The following is a 14171-nucleotide window of genomic DNA, read 5'->3' as shown; positions in this document are numbered from 1 at the left end:
CCTAACCCACGAGAACAACGTCCCCGGGCATCACACCTGGGACTCGCGGGCGACGGCGGTGCTGGCCCAGATGCTCGGGCGGTCGAACCGCTCGCCCTTCTCGACGGCTTCGATCCAGTCGGAGGTTGAAACCACCTGGGCGAAGTTCGACTGCATGACGGTGAGGACCCCGTGGTGCACGTCCTCGGCGCTCATGGCTCCGGCGGCGTTGGCGAGCGGCACGGTCCCGGTGGCGTCGGCGAGGAATTCGACGGCGTAGCCGAGGTGGAAGGCGTCTCGCGCGGTGGATTCGTCGCAGTTCTGGGTCATGTACCCGGCGATCGCCACGGTGTCGACGCCGGCGAGCAGGTCGTTCAGGTTGGTGCCGTGGAAGGACGAGGCCTTGGCCTTCTCCACGAGGTGGTCGTGCGCGCCGAGCTCGGGGTGGAGCTCCCAGGCGTGCGTGCCGCGCGCGAAGAGCGGCGAGGTCTCGGGCGAGGAGTGCTGCACGGCGATCACCGGGATCCCGGCGGCGCGGGCCGCGGCGATGGCGGCGTTGATGTTGGCGAGGCTCGCGTCCCGGGGCGGGTAGGCGATCGGGAGGTTCCCGGTGAAGTACTCGTTCTGGACGTCGATGACGACCAGGGCGCGTTGAACGGTCATGCCGCCCAAGTTCATCACGCGGCATGCCCCGGGTGCACTGTGGCGGGTGGTGCCGTCGCGCACAGTGCGGTCAGCGGTGCGTCTCGATGTGGCGTTCGAGCCCGTCGAGGACCCGTTCGAGCCCGAACTCGAAGTAGCCGCCCATGTCGGCGTCGGCGGTCCCGGGCTCGGCGAGGCGCGCGAGGTTGGGGTAGCGGGCGCTGATGACCGGGTCGGCGAGGAACTGGAAGAAGTCGGTCTCCCCTGAGCCGCTGTTGATCTCGGGCCGCACGGCGCCGAGCGCGAAGCAGTCGACGGTGAGCACGGCGATGAGGCCCAGTTCGGCGGGCATGCCGACGGCGGTGAGCCTCCCGATCACGTCGTCGACCCACCCGGCCTCGCCCGGACCCATCGGCCGCTCGGAGGTCGCCACGGTCAGCGCCCACGGGTGGGCGTTGAAGAGGTCGCGCACGCCGAGTCCCCAGCGGCGCAGGATCTCCCGCCAATCGCCGGCCTCGGGGAGGGGCATGGGCCCGGCCATGAGGGAGTCGTACATGAGGACCACGAGCTCGTCCTTCCCGGGCACGTGGCGGTAGAGGGACATGACGCCGCTGCCGAGCCGTTCGGCGAGGTGCTTCATCGAGACCTTCTGCAGGCCTTCGGCATCGGCGATGGCGACGGCCTCGGCGACGATGCGCTCGCGGCTGAGCCCGGCGGGCCGTCCGCGTCCGGTGCGGGTCGCCTCGCCCCAGAGCAGGTCGTAGTCGGCTTTCCCCACTGGTGCGTTCCTTCCGCTCGCGTCCCGTGCCCCGCAGCCTACGTCGCGGTCGGGCGCCGGTGGCACCCGTGAGTCTTGCGTATGAGGTACGCTATTTAGCGTATCTCATACGCATCGATCGGACCACGTGATCGGAGACCCCATGGCCGAGTCCACCCTCCTCGCCCCGACCCCCGAAACCCCGCCCGCGCAGGCGAAGCCGAAGTGGTACCGCCGCCCGTGGATCGTGCCGCTCTTCGTCATCGTGGGCCTCTTCGTCGCGGCCCGCCTCCCGAGCTATCTCACCTTCGACACCGGCGACTCGCTGATCGTGCTGCGGGAGGACGACCCGGAGCTCCACTACCTGATGCTCTCCGCGCACATCCTGTTCGGTTCCATCGCGATCATCACCTGCTCGATGCAGGTGTGGCCCTGGCTCCGGCAGCACCACCCGAAGGTCCACCGCGTCAGCGGCCGGATCTACGTGTTCGCCGGCGTCGTCCCCTCCGGGATCTTCGCCGTCGTCGTCACCCTCATGTCCACGATCGCCAGTCCCGGTGCCATGACCGGCAACCTGCTTCTGTCGCTGCTGTGGTTCGCCACCACCTTCGCGGGGCTCGTCGCCGCGCGGCGCCGCCGGTACCAGGAGCACCGCCGCTGGATGGTCCGCAGCTTCGCGCTCTGCACGTCGATCATCATGAACCGGTTGTGGCTGGTGGTCTTCATGGTCGCGTTCATGCCGTTCCTCGACAGCGCCTACGGCGGCGACATGGACGCCCTCACCATGGACGCGGCGTTCGCCTCGATCTGGGCGAGCTGGATCGTCAACCTCATGATCGCCCAATGGTGGCTCGACCGGAAACCGCAGCGCGGCAGGCGGACCGGGTCTGCCACCAAAGTCGCAGTCGGCGCTTGAGCCTGCCACTTTCGGGGCGGCCGGCCCTGCACCCCCGGTCGCCCCTCTCCGAGGCGAAAGTCCATGCCGCGGAAGGATTCTTTCGGCCCGGCGGCGCGCGAACCTGAGTACATGCAGACCACTACCGCGGCGGTCGAGACCGCCGCCGCCACCGCACCGAAGGCCCGGCTCCCGCTGCTCGACGTGCTCCGCGGCGTCGCGATCCTCGGCACGCTCGGCACCAACATCTGGATCTTCGCCTCCGCGCACGGCGAGGCCGAACCGCTCGTCGGCTCCGCCTCCAACGACGGCAGCGTCCTCGGCGCGGTCTTCGAGATGCTCACCAACGGCAAGTTCCTGTCGATGCTCACCGTCCTCTTCGGCGTCGGCCTGGCGATCCAGTACCGCTCGGCCGAAAAGCGAGGACGCCGCTGGCCCGGCCGCTACCACCTCCGGGCACTGTTCCTCTTCGCCGAAGGCACCGTCCACTTCGTACTGATCTTCGCCTGGGACGTGCTCATGGGGTACGCCGTGACGGCGATCGTCGTGGCCTGGATGCTCCGGCGCTCGCAGCGCGCCCAGCACGCCGTCATGTGGACCGCACTGGGCCTGCACCTGACGATCATCGGGCTCATGACGACCGCGATGTTCGCCGGCCCCGGCGTCGACCCGCAGCCGGACCCCGAGATCGAAGCGCTCTACGCCTCCGGCTCCTGGTTGGAGCAGGTGCAGTTCCGGCTCGACAACGCCCTCGCCTTCCGCATCGAACCGGTCGTCACCTTCCCGCTCCTGGTGTTCCTGTTCATGCTGGGCGTCCGACTGTTCCGCTCCGGCGCCTTCGGCGACGACGCGGCCGGAAGCCGGATCCGCCGCCGCCTCCTCGGGTGGGGCCTGGGGATCGGCCTGCCGCTGAACCTCGCGCTGATGGTCGGCCCCGAAGAGCTGTTCTTCCTCGAACGGTACGTGGCCGCGCCCGTGGTCATGCTCGGTTACATCGGCCTGGTCGGCCTCGTCGTCGAGCACGCTCGGCGCGGGATCGTCATGTCCGCCTTCCAAAGCCTCGGCCGCACGGCCCTCAGCGGCTACATCCTCCAGAACCTGCTGGCCTCGGCGCTCTGCTACGGCTGGGGCCTCGGCCTCGCCGCGCGGTTTGACTCCAGCCCGTGGCTGGTCGTCTCGCTGTGGATCGGGATCAGCGCCGTCCTGCTCGTCGGATCGAGCCTGTGGCTGCGCCGCTTCACGACCGGCCCCGCCGAGATGCTGCAGAAAGCCGTTCTCCGCTAGGGACGCGACAAGGTGCGGGCCGGAAGCCCCCGGCCCGCACCTCCCCCTCTTGCAACTAAGCCGCGACGGGCTCCTTCTCCCGCGTGGCGCGGCGGCGGACCAGGGACACCAGCGGCCACAGCGCGATCACGGCCACGATCGCGTACACCGTCCACGACACCGGGCCGCCGATCAGCCCCGACAGGTCGCCGCCCGAGAGCTGCAGCGACATGCGCGCCTGCCGTTCGGCCATGGGCCCGAGGATCACGCCCACGATCATCGGCAGCATCGGGATCCCGAAGCGCCGCATGGCGAGGCCGATGAGGCCCAGCACGATCAGGATGTACAGCTCGAACGCCTGCCCACTGGTGGCATAAGCGCCCATCGACGCGAAGAACAGGATCCCCGCGAACAGGTACGGCTTCGGGATGCGCAGCAGCTTCACCCACATCGGGATCAGCGGCATGTTCAGCACCAGCAGCATCGCGTTGCCCACGAACAGACCCGCGATGAGCGTCCACACCAGCGCCGACTCCTTCTCGAACAGGAGCGGGCCCGGCTGGATGCCGTACGTCTGGAACGCCGCCAGCATGACCGCCGCCGTCGCGTTGCACGGCAGGCCGAGCGCGAGCATCGGCACGAGCGTCCCGGCCGCCGAGGCGTTGTTCGCCGCCTCCGGCCCCGCGACGCCCTCGATCGCGCCGTTCCCGAACTCCTTCTTGTGCTTCGAAAGACGGCGTTCGGTCACATAGGACAGGAACGTGGGCACCTCGGCGCCGCCCGCCGGGACCGCCCCGAACGGGAAGCCCAGCGCGGAACCGCGCAGCCACGGGCCCCACGAGCGACGCCAGTCGCTCTTGCCCATCCACACCCGGCCGACCGGGATGATCTCGTCCCCGCCGTTCTTGCGGCGGGCCGCCGTCCACAGCGCCTCGCCGACCGCGAACGCGCCCACCGCGACCACGACGATATCGATGCCGTTCGCGAGCTCCGGCACGCCGTACGTGAGGCGCTGCTGGCCCGTGACCGCGTCGATCCCGATGGTCCCGATGACGAGGCCGACCAGGAGCGACGCGAACCCGCGGATGCGCGAGGAGCCGAGCACCGAGGCCGTCGCGACCAGCGCGAGCATCATGATCGCGAAGTACTCGGGCGCGCCGAGGCCGATCGCGAAGTCCACGGTGATCGGAGTGACGAACACGAGCGCGATCGTCGCGATCGTCCCGGCCACGAACGAGCCGATGGCGGCGGTCGCGAGGGCCTGCCCGCCCCGGCCGTTCTTCGCCATCTTGAAGCCCTCGAGGACCGTGACCACCGACGAGGACTGGCCCGGCGTGTTCAGCAGGATCGCCGTTGTCGACCCGCCGTACATGCCGCCGTAGAAGATCCCGCCGAACATGATGAACGCCTGCGTCGGCTCCATGCCGTACGTGATCGGCAGCAGCAGCGCGATCGCCATCGCCGTGCCCAGGCCCGGCAGCATGCCCACGGCCGTGCCGATGGTGACGCCGATGAGGGCGATGAGCAGGTTCCCCGGCGTCAGGATCGCCGCGAAGCCGTCGAGGAGCGAATTGAGATTGTCCATGCCCGCTCCTAGAGGATGCCTTGGAGGATGCCCGCCGGCAGGCCGAGGCCCAGGCCGATCGCGAACCCGTAGAACGTGGCCAGGCCGAGCACGACCCCGGCGGCCAGCGCCAGGAAGTACCGGCGCGAGCCGAGCACGATCGCCGCGCCCCAGAACAGCAGCGAACCGGAGATGACCCAGCCCAGCCAGTCGATGAGCAGCGCGTTCGCGATGAACACCGCGCACAGCAGGCCGATGGTCTTCCAGTCGTAGTGGTCGCCGGCGTGCTTGCCCTCGTCCTCGCCGTGCCCCCCGCGGAGCACGTCGAGCGCGTAGAGCGCGGCGACGGCGAACAGGAGCACGCCGAGGAGGATCGGCACCGGCTTGGGGCCGATCGGGTCGTTCGACGCGGAGAACCCGCCGAGGCGGGAGGCGTCGACGATCACCAGGATGCCGAGGACCGCGAGGAACCCGCACACCCAGAGCTGCGCGAGGTCGCGCTTCGGCTCGGGCGCCTCGGTCTCCTCGACGGCCGCTTCGCTTTCGACCGTCATGCCAGGCCCAGTTCCTGGAGGGTCGCGGCCACCGTCGCGTCCTGCTCGGCGAGGAAGTCCCCGAACTCGTCGCCGGTGATGAACGCGTCGGTCCAGCCCTGCTTCTCGAGCTCGTCCTGCCAGGCCGCGGAGTCGTGCATGGCGGTGAGCGCGTCGATCCAGGCCTGCCGGTCGGCGTCCTCGATCCCGGGCGGGGCCACCCAGCCGCGCCAGTTCGTGAACTCCAGGTCGATGCCGGACTCACCGAACGTGGGCGCGTCCGGGACGACGTCGACGCGCTCGGCGCCGGACACCGCGAGGACCCGGAGCTGACCGGCCTCGATCTGGTCGATGAACTCGCCCACGCCGCTCGCGCCGAACCCGATCTTCTCGCCCAGCAGCGCGGGCAGGAGCTCCCCGCCGCCGTCGTACGAGACGTAGTTGACCTGGGTCGGGTCGATGCCCACGGCCTTCGCGAGCTGCATCGGCAGCAGGTGGTCGGGGCCGCCGGGGGAGGAGCCGCCGCCGACGGTGACGCCCTTGAGGTCCGCGGCCCAGGCCGTGACGAGGTCGTCGATGGTCTGGAACGGGGAGGCCGCCGGGACGACGATCGCGCCGGACTCCTCGACGAGCTTCGCCAGCGGGGTCGTCCCGGTCAGCTTCGCCTCGGAGTTCTGCGTGTAGGAGGCGCCCACGACGCCCAGGCCCATCTGCATCGCGAGCTTGCCGTTGGCCTCTTCGCTCACGACCCGCTGCAGGCCGACCGTGCCGCCGGCGCCTTCGAGGTTGAACACCTCGATCGCCTTCGCGATCGACTCGTCCTCCATGATGCGGGCGATGGAGCGGGCGGTCGTGTCGTAGCCGCCGCCGGGACTGTTGGGCACCATGATGCGCAGACCGGTGAGCGGTCCGCCGTCGCCGCCGTCTTCTGCGGTGAGACCGCAGGCCGTGGCCGTGGCAGCGAGGGGGACGGCCGCCGCGGCGCTGAGGAGGGCCCTCCGGGGAAATTTCATCGTCGTTGCTCTTTCATTTCGAGGGTGGTGTGAGAGACGATGGTCACCCTGACGCGGCCCCGACGTCAGCCTTGTGTCCGTAACGATCATTGAGTTCATTGTGTTCAGGCCCAAACTGCGCCGCCCGCGCTTCCCGCGCCGTCCGACCCTCGCCGGTCAGCTGCTCGCCTTCCAGCTGACGGTGATCCTCCTGGTGCTCGCCGCCGTCGCCGGGCTCTCGCTCGCGCAGTCCGCGGCGGTGTTCAACGTCGAGCAGGGCCGACGCGTCACGCAGCTCGCGGAGAGCCTCGCCGCCTCCGACCTGGTGCGCGAGCGGCTCCCGGAGCCCGTCCCGGCGCAGACCCTCGCGCCTGAGATCCAGTCGAGCCAACAGCGCTGGCAGGTGTCCTCGGTGACGATCGTGGACGCGGACGGCGAAGTCGTCGCGTCCACGAACCCGCTGCTCATCGGCAGTGACCTGCCGCTCGGACCGGGCGTGCTGGACGGCCGCGGCTGGCGGGGCGAGATCGAGCTGGGCGGGCTCACCGAGCTCGTCGCGCAGGCGCCCGTGATCAGCGCCGAGACCTACGACCTCCTCGGCGTCGCGGTCGTCGGCCAGGAGGTGCCGTCGGCGGCCGCGATGCTCGCCGGGGACAGCCCTGACCTGCTGCTGTACCTCGGCATCGCGTCGGCGGTCGGGGTCGCGGGGTCGTGGCTGCTGGCGCGGCGGATCAAGCGGCAGACGTTCGGGATGGAACCGCGCGAGATCGCGGGGCTGGCCGAGCACCGCGAGGCGATGCTCTACGGGATCGCGGAGGGCGTGGTCGCCCTGGACGACCAGCAGCGGGTGACGCTGGTGAACGACGTGGCGCGGCGGCTGCTCGACCTGCCGCAGGACGCGGAGGGCCGCACCCTCGGGGAGCTCGACCTGACCGCCCGGCTGCGCGACGTGCTCACGGGCGCGGCCGAAGGCTCGGACCAGGTGGTGCTGCAAGGGAACCGGGTGCTGGTCGTGAACCGGATGCCCGTCGAGAAGGACGGCCGCCCGCTCGGCGCGGTGGCCACGTTCCGCGACCGCACCGAGCTCGCGCAGCTCGAACGCGACCTCGGCTCGTTCCGCTCCACCGCCGAAGCCCTCCGGGCGCAGGCGCACGAGTTCGACAACAAGCTGCACACGATCTCCGGGCTCATCCAGATCGGCGAGCAGGACGAGGTCGTGCGGTACATCGACGCGCTCAACCGGCACCGCCAGTCCCTGGACCTCTCGATCGGCGAGCCGATCCGGGACAAGGCGATCGCGGCCCTGCTCATGGCGAAGTCCGCGCAGGCCTCCGAGCGGCGGGTGCGGCTCGACATGGTCGACGGGAGCGCGCTCGGGCCGCTCGCGCCCGAGGACTCCGCCGACGTCGGCACCGTCCTCGGCAACCTCGTCGACAACGCGGTCGAGGCGGCGGCCGGACTCGTGCGCGACGCGCCGCTGCCGCGCCGCAGCGACACCGATGCTTGGGTCGCGGTGCAGATCGTCGAAGCGGATGGGGCCGTTCGGATCACGGTCCACGACTCCGGCCCGGGCGTCCCGCCGGAGACCGCCGGGGAGGTCTTCGAGCACGGCTACACGACGAAGGCCGCGGCCGGCGAGCACGGCATCGGACTTGCGCTGACCAGGCTCGTGTGCGAGCATCACGGCGGCTCCGTGGCCCTGGAGCACACCGAGCGGGGCGCCCGCTTCACCGCCGTCCTGCCGCTCCTCCGCGAAGCCGCCCCGCCGTTCGCCGCCACCCGCCCGGAGAAGGAACCGACATGATCGATGTGCTGGTCGTCGACGACGACTTCCGGCTGGTCAACATCCACCGCGGCTTCGTCGAACGCACTCCCGGATTCCGAGTGGTCGGCACGGCCCGCTCCGGTGAGGAGACCCTCGCGGCGCTCGCCGAGCACCAGCCCGACCTGGTGCTCCTCGACCTGTACCTGCCGGACGTGTTCGGGCTCGACCTGCTGCCGCGGATGCGCGCCGAAGGCCACGAATGCGACGTCATGGTGATCTCGGCGGCCCGCGAGGCCGAGGCGGTGCGCGCGGCCGTGCGGCTCGGCGTCGTCTCCTACCTGCTCAAGCCCTTCGGCTACGACGACTTCGCCGAGCGGCTGGAGCAGTACGCGAACCGCCGGGCCGGGCTCGCGGCGGCGGCCGTGCGCGACCAGGCCGACGTCGACCGGGCCTTCGACCGGCCCGCTACGGGACCGATCGCGTTGCTGCCCAAGGGGTTCAGCACCGAGACGGCGAAGCTCGTGGAGACCGCGCTGCGCGAGACCCGCGAGACCCTCTCCGCGGCCGAATGCGCCGAGCGGATCGGCGTCTCCCGTGTGAGCGCCCGCCGCTACCTCGAGCAGCTGGCCGAGACCGGCCGCGCCGAGGTCGCCTTGAAGTACGCGGGGCGGGGCCGCCCGGAGCGCCGCTACCGCTGGCGCCGGCCGGACGGCCCGGCGACACACTAGGAATCCGTCTTGTTCGCGTCGCCCGCGGGCGAGACCAGGAACCAGACGTCCTGCACGCCTTGGCCGTCCGTCTCGCCCGGCCCTTCGTCGTCGGCGTAGTAGTACAGCGGCCAGTGGTTGTACGTGACCTGCGTGGTGCCGTCCTTGCGCTCGATCGTGCCGATGAGCGAGGCGTCGATCCCGGTCCCGGCCGTGACGTCGGCCGTGTCGGTGAGCAGCGGCGGCCACGTGCGCTCGCACGCGTCGTAGCAGGTCGTCGTGTCCGGCGAGTCCGAGGTGAACAGGTACAGCGTGAGGCCGTCGCCGTCGACCAGGAACTCGCCGTGGTCGTCGTCGTTCGCGACCGCGAGCGCCGCCGCCGTCTCGGCCGTGGCCGTCTCGGACGGCGATGCTGAAGCCCCCGTGGTCGAGTCGCCGCCGTACGGCGTGCCGCCGCCGTCGGAGTCCCCGCAAGCGGCCGCCGCGAGCAGGGCGAACGCGGCCGCCGCGACCGCGCACGCGCGCTGGTGTCGTATCCATCTCGTCATGCGTGGAGCCTAAGCAGCGCGGCGCCGGGCCCGGGGGATTTCCGCGGTTCAGGCTCCGGGCGTCCGCGCCTCGGACCCGAGGACGGGGCGGTAGTCGTAGAGCCAGCCCGTGGCCTTCTCGTACACCAGCGGGATGAAGATCCGCATCATCAGCGCCTGCACCCGCCGTTTCGCCGGACCCGCCCGCTTCGCGCCGCGGTTGTCCTCGGCCGCGCCCAGCAGCTTGCTGATCCTCGGCTTGCGCTGCGCCGCATACGCCTCCAGCGCCGCCTCCACATCCGACGATCCCCGCACCGCCTCGGCCAGCGCGATCGCGTCCTCGATCGCCATCGACGCGCCCTGCCCCGCGCCGACCGGATGCGCCGCGTCCCCGACCAGCACGATGCGGCCGCGGTGCCAGGTCCGCACTTCGTCGAGCACATGGTGCACGACCGGGCGGTGCAGCCGCACCGTCCCGGCGATCACCCGCGACGTCTCGGCCTCGCCCCGGTACACCGCGGCCGTCCGCCGCAGCCGCTCCGCATCGCTGACGCCGTCGCGTCGGGGTTCGACCGGGTCGTTGATCTGGGCCGCCCACCACACCTCCCCCTGCTCACCGGCCACATGGATGAACGCGCCGCCGCGCCCGAAGGTCATGTTGAACACCCCCGGCTCCACCGCGACCCCTTCGGCCACACCGGAAACCGTGTACAGCCCGGCGTACTCGGGCCGCGGCGCCGCCGCGTCGACCACGCCGCGCAGCACCGACCAGATCCCGTCGGCGGCCACCACCAGGTCCCCGCGGTCCCGCGATCCGTTCGCGAACTCGACCGAGGCGCCTTCAGCGCCGGTCACCCGCTCCCCGAGCCGGAACTCGGCCCCGGCCGCGATCGCGGCGCCGCGCAGGGCCTCGACCAGGCGCCCGCGCATGAGCGTGACCGAATGCAACCCGTCCGCCTCGCGCCGCCCCCGCGCCACGTCGCCGAGCAGCATCCCGCCGGCCGACCACATGCGCTGCCGAGGCACGTCGATGCCCGCTTCCTGCACGGCCGCGAGGCAGCCGAGCAGTTCGAGGCCGCGCAGTCCGTTCGCGGCCAGGCTCACGAACGACCCCACGTCACCCGCCGGGTCCGCGTAGGCCTCGTAGACCACGACCTCGGCGCCGACCCGCCGCAGCGCCAGCGCGGCCGCGGCTCCGGCGACGCCTCCGCCCACAACGATCACTCGCATGGAAACTCCCTGAATGTATGTTCACTGAATCTAAGTTCGGTGAAAGTATGTTCGGTATACTGGCCTCCTGTCAACCCCCTATCAGGAAGGGCTCCCCGCATGGGCGTGCGCAAGGCGAAAGCGGCCGAGACCAGGACCGCGCTGCTCGACGCGGCCCGGCGCCTGTTCGCCGAGCGCGGCTACCTCAACACCAAGATCACCGACATCACCAAGGAGGCCGGCCGCGCGACCGGGTCCTTCTACGAGCACTTCACGAGCAAAGACGAACTGCTGCAAGCGCTCCTGCAGGGCATGGAGGACCGCGCGGACGAACTCGTCGACACCGCCGTCCATCCCCGGGAGCACGACCTCACCGACCGCGCCCAACTGCGACAGCACCTGGCGGTCTCCTGGACCGTGTTCCGCGAGCACGCCCCGGTCGTCTCCGCGCTGTTCCAGGCCATGATCGCGGCCGAGCCGGGCAGCGGCCGCGCCTGGAACGACCTCGTCGGCGAGACCGGCATCCTCAAACAGCACCTGGAGTACAGCGCCGAGCAGGGCAAGGCGCTCCCCGGCGACCCTGAGCTGGTCGCCGCCGCGATCGGCGCGATGCTCGCGATGCTCGGCTACGCGGTCAACTCCGCGCGCGGGCGCGAGTTCGACGACGACGCCGTGATCGACACCCTCACCGACCTGCTGCATTCCGGGCTCGCCGGGCCGCGCGACTGACCCGCGCTGCTCACAGCGGATCCGCCCCAGGCGGAATCGGTGGCGGCCCGCACCCGCGCCCCGCCATGGTGGAGGCATGAGTGAAAACGGGAAACCGCCGCTGTTCGACGACAGGGCCCGCCGCGAGCTGTACCAGCAGCGCGTGCTCGTCCTCGACGGCGCGCTGGACGACGACAACGGGACCCTCCTCGCCACGCAGATGCTCTCCCTCGCAGGGGAGAACGCCTCCGCCGACATCGCACTGTGGATCCACTCCCCGGGCGGGTCGGTGCCCTCGATGCTCGCGATCCGGGACGTCATGCGGCTCATCCCCTGCGATGTGTCCACATTGGCGCTGGGGCTGGCGTGCAGCGCGGGCCAGTTCCTGCTCTCCTCGGGCACCAAGGGCAAGCGCCGCGCCCTCCCGCACGCCCGCGTCCTGATGCATCAGGGCTCGGCCGGGATCGGCGGCGCCGCCGTCGACATCGAACTGCAGGCCAACGACCTGCGGCACACCCGCGACACCGTGCTCGGCCTCATCGCCGAGGACACCGGCCAGCCGCTGGAGCGCGTCTTCGAGGACTCCCTCCACGACCGCTGGTACACCGCGACCGAAGCGCTCGACTACGGCTTCATCGACGGCGTCGTCACCGCGTTCGACGAGATCGCCCCGCACGCCCGCCGCAGCATCGGCCTCGGCCTCACCCGCGAAGGAGCCTCCGCATGAGCAGCTACACGATCCCCAACGTGATCACCAAGAACGACCGCGGCGAGCGGATCATGGACGTCTACTCGTACCTGCTCAGCGAGCGCATCATCTATCTGGGCACCGGGATCGACGCCGGCGTGGCGAACGCGCTCGTCGCGCAGCTCCTGCACCTGGACGCGGAGAACCCCGAGCGCACCATCAACCTCTTCATCAACTGCGAGGGCGGCGACCCGAGCGCGATGCTCGGCGTCTACGACACGATGCGGTACATCAAGGCGAAAGTGGCGACCACCTGCGTCGGCCAGGCCGTGGCCGTCGGCGCGGTGCTCCTCGCGGCCGGCGCCGAGGGGATGCGCGCGGCGCTGCCGCACGCCCGGGTCGTGCTCCACCAGCCCGCCGGGCAGGGGCGCGGGACGATCCCGGACCTGATCCTCGCGGCCGACGAGATCGTGCGGGTGCGCGCGGACATCGAGGCGATCCTCTCGCGCCACACCGGCCAGACCGCCGAGGCGCTGCGCGCGGACACCGACCGGGACCGCGTCTTCACCGCCGAGGCGGCGAAGGACTACGGCCTCATCGACCACGTCATGGTTGAACGGTGAAGCGAACGGTGAAGCGAACGGTGACCGTCGAGCGCTAGGCGGCGAGGGCGTACGCCGAGCGGTGCACGTACGCGGCGACCGAGGCCGTGAACTGGACCGTCCGCAGCCGCTCGGCGACCGCCACCGTCAAGTCCGTCAACGTGAGTTCGAGGGCCCCGGCCACGGCGGCGATCATCTCGCTCGACGGGTCCTTCATGCCGCGCTCGATCTCGGAGAGGTACTGCGGCGAGATCCCGGCCCGCCCGGCGGTGTCCGTGAGCTTCTCGCCGCGGTCGTGGCGCAGGTCGCGGAGGCATTCGCCGAGGGCGTCGCGCCACAGGGGTTCGCCCTCGGTGCGCTTCGGGCTCTCGTCCGGCGACGCGTGATCCGGTGCAGCAGTCTCGGCCATGCCTCATCGTAAAGCCGCGAGAGCCGTGCTGAACAGGACGTTTCGCCCTGAGCAGAACGGAAACCCCGGTTCCCTTGCGTCCACCGCCGCGATGCGCGATACTTAGCCTCATGGCAAAGTATTCGGAGGAGCTGGACGGCCTGTTCACCGCCCTCGCCGACCCCACCAGGCGCGAGGTCGTGCGACGCCTCGGCCGCGGCCCCCAGAGCGTGGGCGACCTCGCGGACGCCTTCCCGATCACCCTGCCCTCGTTCATGAAGCACGTGCGGACGCTCGAGGCCAACGGCCTCATCCGCACCACCAAATCCGGTCGCGTGCGCACCTGCGCGCTCCGCCGCGAGCGCCTCGCGCTCGTCGACGGCTGGCTCGCCGAGCAGCGCCGGGGCTGGGAGGAGCGCACCGACAGGCTCGAGCGCTTCGTCACCGATCCTGAGGAGGAGCAATGAATCCCGCACTGAACCCTGCCCTGGACCTGGGCCTCGAGCGCGTCATCCGCGCTCCGCGCGACCGCGTCTGGCGGGCCTGGACCGACCCGGACCGCTTCGCGCGATGGTGGCTCCCGGCCCCGCTGCACTGCCGCGTCGACCGCCTCGAAGCCCGGCCCGGCGGCGCGCTCGTCACCCGCATGAGCGAGGACGGCGAGGTGTTCGTCCCGCACCTGGACGGCTGCTTCCTCCTCGTCGAGGACCGCCTGCGGCTCGTCTTCACCAACGGCCTCGACAGCGACTGGCGGCCGGCCAGCCCGCAGCCGGTCGCCATGACCGCCGAGATCATGCTCGCCGACCACCCGGAGGGCACCGACTACCGCGTCCGCGTCCGCCACGGCGACCCGGCCGCGCGCGAGCTCCACGAGAAGCTCGGCTTCGCCGAAGGCTGGGGCACGGTGACCGGCCAGCTCGCCGCGCTCACCGAATCCGAGGCCGGCTAGCGC

Annotated in this window: 17 protein-coding genes; 9 read left to right on the top strand and 8 right to left on the bottom strand. The window is 71.1% G+C overall.

The window, feature by feature from the left end; all coding sequences use genetic code 11:
- Positions 1–30: 30 nt before the first annotated feature.
- A complete protein-coding gene (locus tag O2L01_RS15775) occupies positions 31–642 on the bottom strand; it encodes a cysteine hydrolase family protein (protein WP_270122923.1) in 612 nt (203 codons plus the stop codon).
- A gap of 70 nt (positions 643–712) precedes the next feature.
- Positions 713–1399, bottom strand: a complete 687-nt coding sequence (locus O2L01_RS15770) for a TetR/AcrR family transcriptional regulator (RefSeq protein ID WP_270122922.1) — start codon at positions 1397–1399, stop codon at positions 713–715.
- 142 nt (positions 1400–1541) lie between these two features.
- Here O2L01_RS15770 and O2L01_RS15765 point away from each other — a divergent pair, with 142 nt between their 5' ends.
- Together O2L01_RS15765 and O2L01_RS15760 are read left to right on the top strand one after the other, a co-directional pair.
- Positions 1542–2294 carry a DUF2306 domain-containing protein gene (locus tag O2L01_RS15765; RefSeq protein WP_270122921.1) on the top strand — a complete coding sequence of 251 codons (753 nt, stop codon included), beginning with the start codon at positions 1542–1544 and terminating at the stop codon, positions 2292–2294.
- A gap of 111 nt (positions 2295–2405) precedes the next feature.
- Complete coding sequence (locus tag O2L01_RS15760; RefSeq protein ID WP_270122920.1) at positions 2406–3557, top strand: DUF418 domain-containing protein; 1152 nt, start codon at positions 2406–2408, stop codon at positions 3555–3557.
- A gap of 55 nt (positions 3558–3612) precedes the next feature.
- Here O2L01_RS15760 and O2L01_RS15755 read toward each other — a convergent pair whose 3' ends face one another.
- The 3 genes from O2L01_RS15755 to O2L01_RS15745 are packed head-to-tail and all read right to left on the bottom strand — an operon-like array spanning position 3613 to position 6646.
- Positions 3613–5121 carry a tripartite tricarboxylate transporter permease gene (locus O2L01_RS15755; RefSeq protein WP_270122919.1) on the bottom strand — a complete coding sequence of 503 codons (1509 nt, stop codon included), beginning with the start codon at positions 5119–5121 and terminating at the stop codon, positions 3613–3615.
- 8 nt (positions 5122–5129) lie between these two features.
- Positions 5130–5654, bottom strand: coding sequence for a tripartite tricarboxylate transporter TctB family protein (locus tag O2L01_RS15750; RefSeq protein WP_270122918.1), 525 nt, complete (start codon positions 5652–5654; stop codon positions 5130–5132).
- Positions 5651–6646: a Bug family tripartite tricarboxylate transporter substrate binding protein gene (locus O2L01_RS15745; RefSeq protein ID WP_270122917.1), complete on the bottom strand. Its 996-nt coding sequence runs from the start codon at positions 6644–6646 to the stop codon at positions 5651–5653. Before O2L01_RS15745 ends, O2L01_RS15750 begins: the two co-directional genes overlap by 4 nt.
- A 100-nt stretch (positions 6647–6746) precedes the next feature.
- Here O2L01_RS15745 and O2L01_RS15740 point away from each other — a divergent pair, with 100 nt between their 5' ends.
- Positions 6747–8429, top strand: a complete 1683-nt coding sequence (locus tag O2L01_RS15740; protein WP_270122916.1) for a sensor histidine kinase — start codon at positions 6747–6749, stop codon at positions 8427–8429.
- Complete coding sequence (locus tag O2L01_RS15735) at positions 8426–9118, top strand: response regulator (protein WP_270122915.1); 693 nt, start codon at positions 8426–8428, stop codon at positions 9116–9118. Before O2L01_RS15740 ends, O2L01_RS15735 begins: the two co-directional genes overlap by 4 nt.
- Here O2L01_RS15735 and O2L01_RS15730 read toward each other — a convergent pair.
- Both O2L01_RS15730 and O2L01_RS15725 read right to left on the bottom strand, forming a co-directional pair.
- On the bottom strand, positions 9115–9645 hold the full coding sequence (locus O2L01_RS15730) for a COG4315 family predicted lipoprotein (protein WP_270122914.1): 531 nt from the start codon (positions 9643–9645) through the stop codon (positions 9115–9117). The two genes, O2L01_RS15735 and O2L01_RS15730, sit on opposite strands and share 4 nt — an antisense overlap.
- A 48-nt stretch (positions 9646–9693) precedes the next feature.
- Positions 9694–10854, bottom strand: a complete 1161-nt coding sequence (locus O2L01_RS15725) for an FAD-dependent monooxygenase (protein WP_270122913.1) — start codon at positions 10852–10854, stop codon at positions 9694–9696.
- Positions 10855–10953: 99 nt separating this feature from the next.
- On the opposite strand from O2L01_RS15725, the gene O2L01_RS15720 reads away from it, so the two are divergent.
- From O2L01_RS15720 to O2L01_RS15710, 3 genes are all read left to right on the top strand, one after another.
- On the top strand, positions 10954–11562 hold the full coding sequence (locus tag O2L01_RS15720; RefSeq protein ID WP_270122912.1) for a TetR/AcrR family transcriptional regulator: 609 nt from the start codon (positions 10954–10956) through the stop codon (positions 11560–11562).
- Positions 11563–11638: 76 nt separating this feature from the next.
- Entirely contained in the window at positions 11639–12268 is a 630-nt protein-coding gene (locus tag O2L01_RS15715; protein WP_270122911.1) for a ClpP family protease, read from the top strand.
- Complete coding sequence (locus tag O2L01_RS15710) at positions 12265–12852, top strand: ClpP family protease (protein WP_270122910.1); 588 nt, start codon at positions 12265–12267, stop codon at positions 12850–12852. Before O2L01_RS15715 ends, O2L01_RS15710 begins: the two co-directional genes overlap by 4 nt.
- A 34-nt stretch (positions 12853–12886) precedes the next feature.
- Here O2L01_RS15710 and O2L01_RS15705 read toward each other — a convergent pair whose 3' ends face one another.
- Positions 12887–13240 carry a helix-turn-helix domain-containing protein gene (locus O2L01_RS15705; protein ID WP_270122909.1) on the bottom strand — a complete coding sequence of 118 codons (354 nt, stop codon included), beginning with the start codon at positions 13238–13240 and terminating at the stop codon, positions 12887–12889.
- A 110-nt stretch (positions 13241–13350) separates the two neighbouring features.
- Between O2L01_RS15705 and O2L01_RS15700 the strand changes: the two genes are divergently transcribed.
- Positions 13351–13686: an ArsR/SmtB family transcription factor gene (locus O2L01_RS15700; RefSeq protein WP_270122908.1), complete on the top strand. Its 336-nt coding sequence runs from the start codon at positions 13351–13353 to the stop codon at positions 13684–13686.
- 8 nt (positions 13687–13694) lie between these two features.
- Complete coding sequence (locus O2L01_RS15695) at positions 13695–14168, top strand: SRPBCC domain-containing protein (protein ID WP_344469294.1); 474 nt, start codon at positions 13695–13697, stop codon at positions 14166–14168.
- Positions 14169–14171: the final 3 nt, after the last annotated feature.

Source organism: Glycomyces lechevalierae (genome assembly GCF_027622945.1).
Taxonomy (GTDB): domain Bacteria; phylum Actinomycetota; class Actinomycetes; order Mycobacteriales; family Micromonosporaceae; genus Glycomyces; species Glycomyces rutgersensis.
The sequence above is the reverse complement of the archived record's forward strand: the minus strand, read 5'-3'. Positions and strand labels throughout refer to the sequence as shown.